13 protein-coding genes, 1 tRNA gene and 1 pseudogene are annotated in these 13,632 nt (G+C 71.1%); 11 read left to right on the plus strand and 4 right to left on the minus strand.

Translation table 11 applies throughout. The features are described 5' to 3' along the window. Window positions 1-79: 79 nt before the first annotated feature. The gene (locus E1166_RS16055) at window positions 80-1,501 is read right to left on the minus strand and encodes a diguanylate cyclase (RefSeq protein ID WP_132339748.1); all 1,422 of its coding nucleotides are present in this window, start codon (window positions 1,499-1,501) and stop codon (window positions 80-82) included. A gap of 205 nt (window positions 1,502-1,706) precedes the next feature. Here E1166_RS16055 and E1166_RS16060 point away from each other — a divergent pair, with 205 nt between their 5' ends. From E1166_RS16060 to E1166_RS16075, 4 genes and pseudogenes are all read left to right on the plus strand, one after another. Then, on the plus strand, window positions 1,707-2,486 hold the full coding sequence (locus E1166_RS16060) for a phosphodiesterase (RefSeq protein ID WP_132264298.1): 780 nt from the start codon (window positions 1,707-1,709) through the stop codon (window positions 2,484-2,486). Window positions 2,487-2,931: 445 nt separating this feature from the next. Continuing rightward, a complete protein-coding gene (locus tag E1166_RS16065; protein ID WP_132339750.1) occupies window positions 2,932-3,405 on the plus strand; it encodes a hypothetical protein in 474 nt (157 codons plus the stop codon). Between the two features lie 210 nt (window positions 3,406-3,615). Further along, window positions 3,616-4,062 (plus strand): annotated as a pseudogene (locus E1166_RS32050) (SRPBCC family protein); the annotation flags it as partial. 432 nt (window positions 4,063-4,494) lie between these two features. Then, window positions 4,495-5,010, plus strand: a complete 516-nt coding sequence (locus E1166_RS16075; protein WP_132339754.1) for a SigE family RNA polymerase sigma factor — start codon at window positions 4,495-4,497, stop codon at window positions 5,008-5,010. Between the two features lie 112 nt (window positions 5,011-5,122). Here the strand turns inward: E1166_RS16075 and E1166_RS16080 are convergent, their stop codons facing one another. After that, window positions 5,123-5,878, minus strand: a complete 756-nt coding sequence (locus E1166_RS16080; protein ID WP_132339756.1) for a GNAT family N-acetyltransferase — start codon at window positions 5,876-5,878, stop codon at window positions 5,123-5,125. 327 nt (window positions 5,879-6,205) lie between these two features. On the opposite strand from E1166_RS16080, the gene E1166_RS16085 reads away from it, so the two are divergent. The 6 genes from E1166_RS16085 to E1166_RS16110 all read left to right on the plus strand — a co-directional run bounded on the left by E1166_RS16085 (window position 6,206) and on the right by E1166_RS16110 (window position 11,816). Further along, complete coding sequence (locus tag E1166_RS16085) at window positions 6,206-6,751, plus strand: SigE family RNA polymerase sigma factor (protein WP_132339758.1); 546 nt, start codon at window positions 6,206-6,208, stop codon at window positions 6,749-6,751. Window positions 6,752-6,882: 131 nt separating this feature from the next. Beyond that, a complete protein-coding gene (locus tag E1166_RS16090) occupies window positions 6,883-8,028 on the plus strand; it encodes a sialidase family protein (protein WP_165944352.1) in 1,146 nt (381 codons plus the stop codon). A gap of 89 nt (window positions 8,029-8,117) precedes the next feature. Next, a complete protein-coding gene (locus tag E1166_RS16095; RefSeq protein ID WP_132339762.1) occupies window positions 8,118-8,741 on the plus strand; it encodes a hypothetical protein in 624 nt (207 codons plus the stop codon). Window positions 8,742-8,755: 14 nt separating this feature from the next. Further along, window positions 8,756-9,898 (plus strand): peptidoglycan-binding protein, encoded by a 1,143-nt coding sequence (locus tag E1166_RS16100; protein ID WP_243710376.1) that lies wholly within the window; start codon window positions 8,756-8,758, stop codon window positions 9,896-9,898. Next, window positions 9,895-10,587: an ABC transporter ATP-binding protein gene (locus E1166_RS16105; RefSeq protein WP_132339764.1), complete on the plus strand. Its 693-nt coding sequence runs from the start codon at window positions 9,895-9,897 to the stop codon at window positions 10,585-10,587. The genes E1166_RS16100 and E1166_RS16105 overlap by 4 nt, the downstream gene beginning before the upstream one ends. Window positions 10,588-10,607: 20 nt before the next feature. Further along, window positions 10,608-11,816, plus strand: a complete 1,209-nt coding sequence (locus E1166_RS16110) for an ABC transporter permease (RefSeq protein ID WP_132339766.1) — start codon at window positions 10,608-10,610, stop codon at window positions 11,814-11,816. 162 nt (window positions 11,817-11,978) lie between these two features. Here E1166_RS16110 and E1166_RS16115 read toward each other — a convergent pair. Then, a tRNA-Pro gene (locus E1166_RS16115) sits at window positions 11,979-12,055 on the minus strand. Between the two features lie 109 nt (window positions 12,056-12,164). Further along, a complete protein-coding gene (locus E1166_RS16120; protein ID WP_132339768.1) occupies window positions 12,165-13,058 on the minus strand; it encodes a metallophosphoesterase in 894 nt (297 codons plus the stop codon). 25 nt (window positions 13,059-13,083) lie between these two features. On the opposite strand from E1166_RS16120, the gene E1166_RS16125 reads away from it, so the two are divergent. Continuing rightward, a complete protein-coding gene (locus E1166_RS16125) occupies window positions 13,084-13,539 on the plus strand; it encodes a GatB/YqeY domain-containing protein (RefSeq protein WP_132269925.1) in 456 nt (151 codons plus the stop codon). Window positions 13,540-13,632: the final 93 nt, after the last annotated feature.

Consider the following 13,632-nt stretch of genomic DNA (forward strand, 5'->3'; position numbering starts at 1 on the left):
GATGCGCGCGACAGCCCCACCTGGCGCAGATGGAGTCGATCGGCGCCCGGGGCGCGGCGCGCGGTCAGGCCGGGGAAGATCAGGCGGCGGCGAGGCGTACGCCGTCGCGACCGTGCCGCTTGACCGCGTAGAGCGCCTCGTCGGCACGGCGCAGGGTGAGCTCCGCCGGCTCGCCGACACGGGGCAGCGCGATCCCGACGCTGATGGTGCGTCCGGTGCGCCGGGCCGCCTCGGCGAGCCGCTCGGCGATGCCGACCGCCTCCTCCGGGCGGCTCACCTCGAGCACCGCGACGAACTCGTCGCCGCCGATCCGGTACAACTCGTCGCCCTGCCGCAGCGCCCCTTCCAGGGCTCGGGCCAGCCCCACCAGCAGCCGATCCCCGGCCTGGTGGCCGTACGTGTCGTTGACGGTCTTGAAGCCGTCCACGTCGATGGCGAGCAGGGCGGTACGACCCGGGGTGGCCGCCCGGATCCGCTGCCCGAACGGCCCGGTGTGGCGTAGCCCGGTGAGCGGGTCGGAACTGGCCTGCTCACGCAGCTGAGCCAGGGTACGAAGCCGGTCCAACGCGCCCCAAGCCTGCCCGGCGAGCAGTTCCATCAGGTTCACCGTGGTCGGGTCCGGCCGGAGCAGCCGTTCGTCGGCGACCAGCAGCAGCCCGCCCGAGTCGGGCGGCCCGAGCGGCACCGACACCAGAGTGCGCACCCCGGCGCGGACCAGCGGCTCGTACTCCTCGGTCGGCGACCGTCCCGCCTCGCCCAGCGTGTACGCCGCCCCGTGCCGGTGGGCGCGGGCGACCATCTGACCGAGCGGGCCCGGGCCCGCCTCGGTCAACTCGGCCCGCACGCGTGACTCCAGTTCGCCCAGGGCACAGGTCGGGGCGCCCAGGCGGGGACCGTGTCGGTCGTCGAGCACCAGCACGGCGGCGGAGAGGGCGGAGACCTCCCGGGCCGCGGTGATCGCCGCGGCCATCAGGTCCCAGTCGGTGGGGGCGGAGGTCATCGCGGTGGCATGTCGCAGCAGTTTCTCGCTGCGGCTCTCGGCCGGCGGCCCGCCGAAGGCCACGATCCGGGCACCGAGCCGCCCGGCCAGCCGTTCCGCGGTCGCCCGCCAAGGCTCCAACCCGACCGGCTCGCTCCACTGGAGGTCGAGTACCCCGATCGGGCGGCCCGCCGGGTCCAGCACCGGCACGCAGATCTCGGCCGTGACGTCGGGGCGTACCGGCAGGTAGTCGGGGTCGGCGGTGACATCGGCGACGGTAGCGCCCGCCCCGGACGCGTACACCCGCCCGACGATGCCGGACTTCGGCGGCACGGTGGCGAAGACCTGCCAGGCGCCGGTCGCCGCGACGCAGCGCAGCCGGTCGTGGACCTGGAGCAGGACGGAGACCGTGGCCGAGGTGTGCCGGGCGAGCGCGGTCACGGTCCACTGGCAGGCCTCGACGGCGGTGGACGCCATGGGCAGGCGGACCGTGACGTCCCGGACGACTCGTTCGTGATCCACGTTCTTCCAGGTGGGGGCGGGCCCGGCCGGCGGCGAGGCTGCGGTCAAGCGTACTCAGTGCCACCGAACCCACCGTGGTCAAGATCATTGAGGTCGTACACATGTTCTATCCACAGGGTGTGGACGCGGTCGGTGAGTGGCCGAGCCGGCCACGCGGAGCGCCTCGGCGGGATAGCGTGATGGTCCCGGTCGCAGTGGAGGAGCCATGCTCGTCGCCCAGCTGAGTGACCCCCATCTGACCACCGGCGTGCTCGCCGCCGCACCCGCCGCCGGCCTGCACCGCGCACTCGGCCGGGTGCTGGCCCTGCGGCCACGCCCCGACTGCGTGGTGATCTCCGGCGACCTGGCCGACCAGGGCCGGCCCGACGAGTACGCCGCGCTGCGCGAGGTGCTCGGCCGCTACCCGCTGCCGGTGCACCTGGTGACCGGCAACCACGACGACCGGGAGTCGCTGCTCGACGCCTTCGGCGGCACGCCGTACCTCGGCGGCGGCTTCTCCGCCTACTACCACGTCGACCATCCCGAACTGACCGCCGTCGCGTTGGACTCGCTGGTGCCCGGCGAGAACGCCGGTCGGCTCGGTGACGACCAACTCGGCTGGCTCGACGGCGTACTCGCGGGCCGGCGCGACGTGCCGGCGGTGGTCTTCCTGCACCACCCGCCGGTCGCCGTCGGCGTTCCGGCCGCCGACGCCATCCGGCTCGCCGACGGCGACGCCCTCGCCGAGGTGATCCGCCGGCACCCCCACGTGGTCCGCGTCGCCGCCGGCCACCTGCACCGCCCGGTCACCACGGCCTTCGCCGGCACCGTGCTCACCGTCGCGCCCAGCACCTGGCGGCAGGCGTCGCTGACCATGAGCCCGGACGAGGAGATCGGTTGGGTCGACGAGCCGACCGCCTTCCTGTTGCACGCCGTCGAGCAGGGCGGGTGCGTGACGCACACCGTGCAGGTCAGTCACGCCGCCGGCATCACCTGCGGCTTCTGACCGGCCGACCGGCCGGTTCGTCCGCCGGGTCGGCGCGGAAGCATGACGGACGGCTGGTGCGGTACGGCCCGGTCGCACCGGCGAGCCGACCGATCGCCCGGACCTGATTCGGCGGCCGGGGCCGCGAGGTCACGGACGCGCCGGCGGACGCAGACGTTCGGAGGTGCACGACTGCCGTGCGGCACGGATAGCCTCGGCGCACTTCCCGGCGGCCGGACGAGCCGCCCGCGCCCCGCACAATCCTGGCGGTCGGCACCCTGACGGGGGTGTCGACTCGTCATCCGACCGCCCCGGGAGAGTGCGGCGGCTCCTTCGCACCGGGAGCCGACGCACTCCCCGGGGCGTCCCCTGCTCCGCACCCGGACGCAGGCGCCCGCTCGGCGGTGACCCGCACCGCCCGTGCCGCGTCGCCGCCACTGTCGGTCGGCTCTGCCATGCTGACCGGGTGAACGTGACCTGGCGGCACCTGCCCGCACCGGCCCGGGAGATCGCCGCCGCGACGGTCGACGCGGTCGAGGCGGTCCGGGAGCGTGACGTCGAGGCGTACGAGAGGGCGACCGCGCGGCTCGCCGGCGTCGAGCACGCCGGGCTGGTCCTCGGCTCGGTGGTGCGGTTGTTGCTGGAGGAGACCCACCCGGACGGGCTGGGCTCCGACGACGTGCGGCGGGTGCTGGAACGCTGCGTCCGGGCGGCCACCTTTTGGCAGCCGGGCGTCGACCCGCACGTGGTGCTGGTCCTGCTGGCCGGGGCGCTGGGCGTGTACGACCCGGACGGCGACGACTCCCCGCCCGATCCGGCGGCGCTCGCCCGGCACGCCCCGCTGCTCGTCGCCGACCTGCTGGCGGTGACCGGGCGGCCGGTCGAGGGCTACCTGGGCGTGGCGTTCGCCGAGATCGAGCGCACCGAACGACACGACTGACCGGTGGGGCCGGACGGCCGCGGGGCGCGACCGATCGAAGCTGTTCACACCGGTGAGCCTCACGGTGGGCTCCGCAGACAGCATCGCAGACGGCAGGACGCCGGTTTTGGTGTTTTCGGTTGAGCCGGAAATCGGGGGGTACGGATTCAGGTGGACAAGGACGACTCCCTCCCGCTCGCAGGGAGGCTCGATCGGAGAAGGAGGAGTGCCATGACCACCGTGGTTGACAAGTCGATCGAGGTCGACGTGCCGATCAGCACCGCCTACAACCAGTGGACGCAGTTCGAGGAGTTCCCCCGCTTCATGGGCGGCGTGCAGGAGGTGCGCCAGCTCGACGACCGGCGTATGCACTGGGTCGCCCAGATCGCCGGCGTCCGACGTGAGTGGGACGCGACGGTCCTGGAGCAGGTGCCGGACGAGAAGGTCGCCTGGGCGGCGACCGAGGGCGCGACCAACGCCGGCGCGGTCTACTTCCAGTCGGTGGGCACCGGCCGCACGCGGGTCCGGCTGCACCTGGAGTACGAGCCGGAGGGGCTGGTCGAGAAGGCCGGCGACAAGCTGACCATCATCGAGAAGCAGGCCGAGTCCGACCTGGAGAAGTTCAAGAGCTTCATCGAGTCCCGGGGCGTCGAGACCGGCGCGTGGCGGGGCTCGATCGGCGAAGGGCTCGGCGTGGGTACGCCGGGCGTCGCGCACGCGGCGGCGTCGCAGGGTGACAGTGGCCGGGCGGGTGCCTTCGGCGCCGCCGTCGCGGGTGCCGGCCCGGCCGACGTGAAGCACCGCTCCAGCGACGACGAGGACCGGGTGGCCGACGCCAACGAGCGGGACTACGTGGTGACCGAGATCGACTGGCCCGCGCCCGACACCACCACCTACCCGGGTGGCCCCGTCAACGAGCCGAACCGGCCCCTCTGACGGGCCGCCGCGCCCGCCGGCTCGGCCACCGGCTGCGGCGGTTCAGACAGCGAAAGGGTCCCTCCACCGAGGGGCCCTTTCGTCATACGAGGCCACCCACAGTCCTCCCCGCTGCCGTTCGCAGAATCGCCGGCAAGGCGTGCAACGTCGGTAGAACAGATCACGTTCTGGTAGGTGACCCCCGCAGAGGAACTGGCCTTCACCGAGTTCGTGCAGGCCCATGGTGATCGGCTGCTGCGGTTCGCGCGGCTGCTCGTACCGGATGCCGGCGATGCCGAGGATGTCCTGCAGCTTGCCCTGCTACGGCTGACAAGACACTGGTCGAGGCGGTTGGAGGCCCCAGAGGCGTACGTACGGATCGCGCTGGTGAATCTCGCGAAGGACCGGGGTCGGCGGCGGCATCTCGTACCCGTCCCCGTGGAGGCCGACCCCGGCGTACTGCGGGCCGGGCCCGATCATGCCGAGGCGATCGCGGCCCGTACCCACCTCGATCAGATCCTTGCCGCGCTTCCCCCGAGGCAACGCGTCACCGTCGTGCTGCGCGTCATCGACGGAATGAGCGAGGCCGAAACGGCAGCGATCATGAAGTGCTCGCTGGGGACCGTCAAGAGCAACCTCGCTCGCGGACTGCAGAAGGTCCGCGCAGCCTTGCAGCCCACCCCCATTCTGGTAGAGGAGACGGCGCGATGAACACGGCTCGTCCTGCACCCAACCACCAGGTGGCCGAGGAACTGCGGCAGCTGGCAGCGGCGGCTGAGCCGGCTCTGCTCGCCCGCCCCGATCTGGCTCGGATCGATACCGGTTACGGTGCATCTTCCACCAAAGGAGTCTCGGAACCGCGATGAACAGTCGGCCTCTCGATCAGCAGGCTCACCTGGCTCCCGAGACCCCGGAAGCCGAGCCGGCCAGCCAACCGCCGGGACGGCTCCGGGCGCGCGCGCCACTGTGGTAGCAGCCGGTTCCGCAGCGCATCGGCCACCGCCGAGGAGGCGACCGTACGGGCCAGCCCTCGACGGCGGAACCTGGAGTCGGTCAGGACGCACAGGTGCGCGACGGATCCGGGCCAGTGGCGGTAACCCGCTGCCGCCGTCACCTCCGTCCCGTCTCGGACGACGAACACGGATGACGTGACCTCGTCGATGCCGCTCTCCTCAGCCTCGTCCTGGCCGACTGTGGCGACGAAGCGAGCCAGGTTGGGGTGCCCGGGAGGCAACACGTCCACATCCGCCCCGGCCCATGGCTGGAACTCCTGCTCGTCCAGGTAGGCCAGGGCAGCAGGGCCGAGGACATCGAGAACGTGCGGCTCGCCGCCCCAGCGCTCCACCTGAAGTGCCGTACCCGTGGGAAGGCCGGACAGCGAGCGCCGCAGGATGTCAGCGGCGGCCGCGTTCGGTGCGGTGGCGATGCCGGCGTTGCCCAGCACGACGACGCCGGCCCAGCCGGGCGGGCACAACCGTGACTCGGCGGCGACGAACACCTGTATGCCGCTGGTCGGGAAGCTGGCCGCCACGCCAGCCAGGCTCATCCAGAGGTGTTGGACCGGGCCCATCAGACTCATCGATGCATCGTCGCCGGCCTGCCGGTTCGTGGCTATCGACTTTGCCCAAGGGGCGGTGATCGCTGCGGTGCCGACAGATGGTCAGCGGCCGGTAGGCGGTCCGGCGACGGCTCAGCAGCGGCCGTCCACCTTGAGGCTGTCGATGAAGGCGCCCCCGGTGGCGGGCTCGAAGTCCAGCGTCCCGGCGGCTACCTGTGGGGCAAGCGGTATGCCGGATCACCGCTGTAAGGATCAAGGGCCTGGCTGGCTTCGTCAGCGCGAAATATTTTGGGCGGTCCAAGCAACCGATTTCATCTCGCTGGTGCACCTAACGGTGAGAGGAGTCGGATGCGAAGTCACGAAGACGAGGATCGGCGCCAGTTCAGTGAGTACTTCGCCGCGCGGCGCGGGGTGGTCCGGCATTCCGCGTACCTGATGTGCGGGGACTGGCACTGGGCGGATGATCTGACCCAGGCCGCGTTCATCCGGGTTGCCTCGGCCTGGCACCGGGTCCGTGATCCACAGGCGTTGGACGCGTTCGTCCGGACCTGTCTGATTCGGACGTACCTGTCGGAGACCCGGCGCGTGTGGCGCCGCCGCGAGCGCGTGGTGGCGGAGATGCCCGATCTGGCCAGCGGGAATGACGACGCCGAGTCGGTGGCCCGTCGGGTGGCCTTCGCTCAGGCACTGCGGCAGGTGCCACCCCGCCAGCGGGTGACCCTGATCTGCCGGTTCTATCAAGGGCTTGACGTGACCGAGACGGCCGTCGCGTTGGGTTGTTCGGAGGGCACGGTGAAGAGTCAGACCGCGAAGGGTCTCGCCACGCTACGCAAGGTTCTGGGTGACGCACTGCCTGTCCCCGCATTGGCCTGCGCTACGGAGGGAAAGGAATGACACAGCTGCGTGATCTCTTCGAGGAGGCGGCGAACTCGGCGCCGCCGCCGAGCCGGTTGGTCGCGGATGAACTGTACGCGGCCGGACGCCGGCGTCGGCGCCGGCGGACCGTCGCCAACTATGCGGCCGCCGTGGCCCTCGTCATGACCGCCGGTACGGGTATCGCCGCGCTGGCTGGGCACGAGCGGTCCGTCAGCGGCGAGGTGGGCGTCGACCAGAAGCAGTCGTCGCCTGGCGCCCTGCCACACCATGGGGAGCGGATTCAGTGGTCCGGGGCGGCCGATGCGCGACACCTGTACCTGTCGATGTCGACGCAGCTGAGCTGTTCCAAGGAGCCGTGCGCCAAGAGCATCGTGCAACTGGTTGCCTCCGACGACGGTGGACGTACCTGGAGCGATCGGGGCGGACCGATCAACGCCGCCAGCTTCGAGGTTCTCGGACCCGGTCGGTTGCTGGCCGTCCTGCACGACTCGCCGGGGCCGAAGTGGACCCTGCAGACCAGTACGGATGGCGGGCGAACCTGGCACAGGCTGGATCAGGCCCCTCCCGTGGCGGCGGTGCCCACCGGGAGCGTTGCCGTGTGCTGGCCGGAGTCGAACAAGGCGCCTTCACCGTGCAGGATGCACGCGCTCGATCCGGCAACACGCCGGATCGCCCCGCTGACCAGCCAGCCCGCCTTGACCTTGAGTGACGATCTGCGGATCCGGGAGTCGGCGGGACGACTGTGGGCGTCGGGAGTCGATCCGGCGACCGGCCGGCCGGGGGTCGCCGTGAGCCGGGATGCTGGACGTAGCTGGTCCACCCAGGTCTTCGCGGACGCGCCTGCCTGCTCCCGGGCGGGTTGTCCCGCGCCGTACCTTGCGGCGGGTAACGGGCCGATCGGGTATGCGGTGGTCCTCGGCGCGCAGCAGCGTGTTGTTTACCGCTACGAGGAGAACGACGGCCAGGGCGCAGGTGGTTGGCAGCGGGTTCCTGGTGCGGGCAGTGTGCCGTCCGACCGGCTCCCTGGCGGCGTCCAGTCGTTCGTCACCGCCGATGGAACCCATGTGTTGTTCCAGGTCGTGACCCAATCCGACCAGGACGTCGACGCTCACCGCTGGTGGAGGGCTGGCGCGGACGGCACGTACGAGGCAGTCGAACCAGTGGGCCTCCCGGACACCGTCAACCCGATCCGTCGTACGTCCAACGGCTGGTTCTACACACACAGCTACCTCGACAAGGTGGTGTACGGGTCGACCGATGGCTGGCACTGGTCGCCGGTAGCCCGCGGGTCGTAGGCCATCACCCCCTTTCTCACGGTCTTAGCTCGTTTGTTTGCCCGCGCGTCTCCGCGCGGGTTCAGTCCGGACACAGAGGTCAGGAGAGCATGGTTCATCTAAAACTTTCCCGCCGGTATCGGCGCCATGTCGTCGGTGCGGGAGTCGCTGCCATGGTGGCGTTGGTGCTGAGCGCATGCGGTGGCGCCGCCGAGGCGCCGACGGTGGCCACGGCGGGCGGTTCCAGCGCCCAGCCGACCGGGTCGGCCGGTGCGGTCAGTGGGCCTGTCGCCCAGTACGTCGAAGGGCAACGCCAGTGGGTCAACTGCCTGCGCAAGGAGGGCTTTGACCTGCCGGACCCGGACGCCAAGGGGCGCGTCGACCTGAGCGCACCCGACGTCCCGAAAAAGACCGATCAGAAATGGCGGGCAGCTCAGGAAAAATGCAAAGAATTCAATCTTCCTATCCCTGACGAGCTGGAGGAGAAGGGGCCCCCGGTGACAGCGGAGCAGATCGCCCACCGGCGTGAGTACGCGAAGTGCATGCGCGCGAACGGGATGCCGGACTGGCCTGACCCGGGACCGGACGGGGAATGGCCCCAGGCCGGGTCAATGAGCAGGGAGCTCACCCCGCAGGAGCAGGCGCTGAACATTCGCGCGCTGCAGATCTGTGAACCGGTGCTTGACGGACGTCCGAAGACCACCGCGAACCCGAACGGGGCCGGCCGGGGATGAGCCAGCAGGTGCCCGTGGCAGAGCCCACCACAATTACCGAGCCGGCCGGTACGGTGACCGACTGGAGGCGGCGACGGCGGGTGCGGGCTGCGCTGGGCGGCGTCGCCGCGCTGGTCACCCTCGCGGTGGCCGGCGCGGCGACCCTTGGCCTTGGCGGGCGTGGAGGGGATGAACCCCCGGCGGCGCGTACCGGGCCGGCCGCCACCGCGCCGGTCACTCGGCAGACGCTGGTCAAGACCGTGACGCTGGCCGGCGAACTCGGATACGGCCCGGCCGTACCGCTCGCCTCGACCGCCACGGGCACGGTGACCTGGCTACCTCAGGTCGGGGCCACGGTGCGGCGGGGCGGTGTGCTGCTGCGCGCCGACGAACTGCCGGTGGTGCTGCTGTATGGGTTCCTGCCGATGTACCGGCCGTTGACCGAGGGCACAGAAGGGTCGGACGTGCGGCAGTTCGAGCGTAATCTCGCCGCCCTCGGCTATCACGGGTTCACGGTGGACGAGGAGTTCACGGCAGCCACCACCGCCGCGGTGAAGCGTTGGCAGAAGGATCTGGAACTGCCGGACACCGGTAGGGTCGAGCGGGACCGGGTGGTGTACGCGCCGAAGGCGGTACGCATCGCGCAGCACCTGGTACGCCTCGGGGCGAGCGCGAGCGGAGACGTGCTGACGTACACCGGCAACACCCGGATGGTGACGGTGTCCGCCGGTGCGGGCGAGGCTGCCTGGGCGGCGAAGGGCACCAAGGTCACCGTCACGTTGCCCACCGGCGGTTCGGTAACCGGCGAGGTCAGGGCCGTGGGTGCCCCAGCATCCGATGCCTCGGCTGGCGCTGGGCAGCGGCCTGTGAACCCGGAACGGCCCGGCACTGACGCCGCCACGGTCGAGGTCACCATCGCGATTGCTGACCAGAAGGCGTTGGGCGCGCTGGGTGCCACGCCGGTCGACGTGCGATATGTGGCGAAGGAGCGGCGGGACGTGCTCACCGTGCCGGTGGAGGCGTTGTTGGCGCTCGCCGAGGGCGGGTACGGCGTGGAGGTGACCGGGCCGGCGGGCACCCGGGTCGTGGCGGTGCAAGCTGGCATGTTCGCCGACGGGCGGGTTGAGGTCAGCGGCGACGGCCTGACCGACGGCGTGATGGTCGGGGTGCCGCAGTGACCGATGTGATCGAACTCGTCGGGGTGTCGCGGACCTATCCGGGTGGAGTGACGGCGTTACGGGAGGTTGACCTGACCATCGGGTACGGAGAACTGGCCGGGATCGTCGGCCCTTCCGGCTCAGGCAAGTCCACCTTGCTGAACCTGATCGGTACCCTCGACCGGCCGTCGAGCGGGACGGTACGGATCGATGGGCACGATGTGTCTACTCACACCGACCGGGAGGTGTCCGCCCTACGCGGCCGCCGGATCGGTTTCGTGTTCCAGCAGTTCCACCTGGCCGCTGGCGTACCCGTGCTGGACAACGTGGCTGACGGGCTGCTCTACGCTGGCGTGCCCAGGCGGGAGCGGCGACGACGGGCGGCGAACGCGCTGGCCCGAGTCGGCCTTGACCACCGGCTCGACCATCGGCCGCATGAGCTGTCCGGCGGTGAACGGCAGCGAGTGGCGTTCGCGCGTGCTGTCGTCGGCGAGCCGGCGCTGTTGCTCGCCGACGAGCCCACCGGCAACCTCGACTCGGTCGCCGGTGCGGCCGTGCTGGCGCTGCTGGAGGAGTTGCACGGTCAAGGCACAACGGTCGTGGTGATCACGCATGATCAGGACATCGCGGCCAGTCTGCCGCGGCAGATCATGCTGCGGGATGGCCGGATCATCCGCGATTCGGGCGCGCCGCTGGCGGTGCGCCCGTGACCCAGAGAGCCGGCGGGGCCATGACGCTGAAACCTGGCGCCGCGAAGCCGCGACCGGCGCGGCTCAGTCCCGCCGACGTGGCCCGACTAGGCGCGGCAGGGTTGCGGTCCCGACCACTGCGGGTTTGCCTCTCCGCGCTGGGCATCGCCATCGGCATCGCGGCGATGCTGGCGGTGGTGGGCATCTCCACGTCCAGCCGGGCTGAACTGGACCAGACCCTCGACCGGCTCGGCACCAACCTGCTGACCGCAGCCCCGGGCGAGACCCGGACGGGCGAAGAGGCAGTCCTGCCCGAGGAGTCGACGGCGTTGGTCGGTCGAATCGGGCCGGTGGAATCGGTCAGCGCAACCGGTGCCGTCAAGAAATCCATCTACCGTACCGACCATGTCCCGGCGGGTCAGACCGGCAGCATTCAGGTGCTCGCCGCTCAACCTGAACTGTTGACCGTCGTCGACGCCACGCTGCACGCCGGTTCCTGGTTCACGCCCGCCACCGCCACCTATCCAACGGTCGTGCTGGGCGCCACCGCAGCCCGCCGTCTGGACGTACCCGGAGTCGGGACACGCGTGTGGCTGGCCGGCGAATGGTTCGCTGTGATCGGCATTCTGACGCCCGTACCGCTGGTCGAGGAGTTGGACTCGGCCGCGCTGGTGGGGTGGGATGCCGCTCGGTCCTACCTCGGTTTCGACGGCCATCCCACCCGGCTGTACCTCCGTGTCGCGCCCACCCAGGTCACGGCGGTTCGGGCAGTACTCGGGCGCACCGTCAACCCGGAAGCACCAAACGAGGTGTCCGTATCCCGACCCTCCGACGCGCTGGCCGCCCAACAGGCCACCGACAATGCCCTCAACGGGCTACTGCTCGGCTTGGGTGCGGTAGCGCTCCTCGTAGGGGGAGTCGGCATCGCCAACACCATGGTGATCTCGGTATTGGAACGCCGCGCCGAGGTGGGTCTACGTCGAGCACTCGGTGCCACCCGCGGACAGATCCGCGGCCAGTTCCTCGCCGAGTCACTTCTACTCTCCACGCTCGGCTGCGTGGGCGGCACCCTGCTCGGCGTCGTCGTTACCGGACTGTACGCGGCCAGTCAAAGCTGGCCCGTCGTGGTGCCCGCCTGGGCAATGGCCGGAGGGCTGGCAGCCACCCTCCTGATCGGTGCCGCAGCCGGCCTCTACCCCGCAGTACGTGCAAGCCGACTCGCACCGACCGAAGCCCTCGCCGGCACGTGACCAGCAAGCCCTGACCGGGACGGATATGCCTGTTCTCCTGCCGCCCGCGAACGTCGGCGGCACGTGTCGTCCCAAGCAGTACCAGGCAGCGCCTGTGTTCTCGGGAGACGACTCAGGGCCGGTGTCCCGTAGGGGAAACCGGCCCTGAACTGGCCTTACCTCTGGTCGGGGTGGCCGGATTCGAACCGACGACCTCTTCGTCCCGAACGAAGCGCGCTACCAAGCTGCGCCACACCCCGAGGCGTGCTGAGAAATAGTAGCCCACCCGTTCCGGTGGTCAAACTCGGTACCCCCTCCCGCCGCGCCGGCCCGCGGTTCGGTACGACGACGGCGCGGCGGGAGGGCAGGTCAGCGGGAGATGAGGGTGAGCATGCTCGCCTCCGGCGGGCAGGCGAACCGTACCGGGGCGGTGGGGTGGGTGCCCAGGCCGGCGGAGACGTGCAGCCAGGAGTCGGAGCCGGGCCAGCGGTGCAGGCCCTTGGCCATCGACCGGGGCAGCCCGCAGTTGGTCACCAGCGCGCCGTACCCGGGCACGCAGACCTGGCCGCCGTGGGTGTGTCCGGCGAGCAGCAGGCCGAAGCCGTCGGCGGCCATCTGGTCGAGCACGGCCGGTTCCGGGGAGTGGACGACCGCGACGGAGAGGTCGGCCGACGGGGAGACCGGGCCGGCGACGGCCGGGTAGTCGTCCCGCTCGACGTGCGGGTCGTCCACGCCGACCAGTTCGACCACCCGGCCGCCGGCCTTGATCGTGGTCCGGGCGTTGTTCAGGTCGGCCCAGCCGGCCCCGACCAGGACGTCGCGCAGTTCCTCGTACGGTAGGGCGGCGCCCTCGGTGTACTCGCGGTTGGGCAGGAAGTAGGTGAACGGGTTTTTCCAGACCGGGCCGGTGTAGTCGTTCGAGCCGAAGACGAACGCGCCGGGAACGCCGAACAGTGGTTGCAGCGCCCGCAGCACGCCCGGGACGGCCCCGGGGTCGGCCATGTTGTCCCCGGTGACCACCACCAGGTCGGGGTCGAGGGCGGCGAGCGACGCCACCCACTGCTGTTTGCGCCGCTGGTCCGGCATCATGTGCAGATCCGACAGGTGGAGCACCCGCAGCGGCTCCGCGTCGGTCGGCAGCACCGGCACGTCGTACCGGCGCAGGGTGAACATGTTGCGCTCGATGAGCGACGCGTACGCCAGGGTGGCCGCGCCCGCGGCGACGGTCCCGGCGGCGAGCCGGAATAGTGTGCGCTTTCGCATGTCGTTCAGGGTAGTTTGACCGTCCATGAGCACGCTGAAGGACCGCCTCACCGACGACATGCGCGCCGCCCTGAAGGCGCGCGACGAGCTGACCACGTCCACGCTGCGGATGGCGCTCGCCGCCGTCGGGACCGCCGAGGTCGCCGGCAGGGCCAAGCGGGAGCTCACCGACGACGAGGTGCTCGCGGTGCTGACCAAGGAGGCGAAGAAGCGGCGGGAGGCCGCCGCCGCCTTCGCCGACGCCGGCCGCGCCGAGCAGGCCGCCAAGGAGACCGCCGAGGGGGAGGTGCTGGAGCGTTACCTGCCGAAGCAGCTCTCCGACGACGAACTCGCCGAGCTGGTCGCCGGAGCGCTCGCCGCGGGCGGTTTTACCGGGAAGGCCCAGATGGGCCCGGCCATGAAGGCGGCCCAGGCCGCGGTGGCCGGCCAGGCCGAGGGGGGCCGGGTGGCCGCCGAGGTGCGCCGACAGCTCGGCCTCTGACCCTGGTACGCGCGACGGGCGGGCACCCTGCGAGGGGTGCCCGCCCGTCGTTCGTCGGTGCGGCGTCAGCCGCGGGGTCGGGGTCCTCTGGGG

This window comes from Micromonospora sp. KC213 (genome assembly GCF_004348325.1).
In the GTDB taxonomy this organism is placed as follows: domain Bacteria; phylum Actinomycetota; class Actinomycetes; order Mycobacteriales; family Micromonosporaceae; genus Micromonospora.

Excerpts from the sequence above, each read along its gene's own strand:
- E1166_RS16125 (WP_132269925.1), top strand. The coding sequence starts at position 13,084 with ATGAGCACGCTGAAGGACCGCCTCACCGACGACATGCGCGCCGCCCTG.
- E1166_RS16110 (WP_132339766.1), top strand. The coding sequence starts at position 10,608 with ATGACGCTGAAACCTGGCGCCGCGAAGCCGCGACCGGCGCGGCTCAGT.
- E1166_RS16085 (WP_132339758.1), top strand. The coding sequence starts at position 6,206 with ATGCGAAGTCACGAAGACGAGGATCGGCGCCAGTTCAGTGAGTACTTC.
- E1166_RS16120 (WP_132339768.1), bottom strand. The coding sequence starts at position 13,058 with ATGCGAAAGCGCACACTATTCCGGCTCGCCGCCGGGACCGTCGCCGCG.
- E1166_RS16080 (WP_132339756.1), bottom strand. The coding sequence starts at position 5,878 with ATGAGTCTGATGGGCCCGGTCCAACACCTCTGGATGAGCCTGGCTGGC.
- E1166_RS16060 (WP_132264298.1), top strand. The coding sequence starts at position 1,707 with ATGCTCGTCGCCCAGCTGAGTGACCCCCATCTGACCACCGGCGTGCTC.
- E1166_RS16095 (WP_132339762.1), top strand. The coding sequence starts at position 8,118 with ATGGTTCATCTAAAACTTTCCCGCCGGTATCGGCGCCATGTCGTCGGT.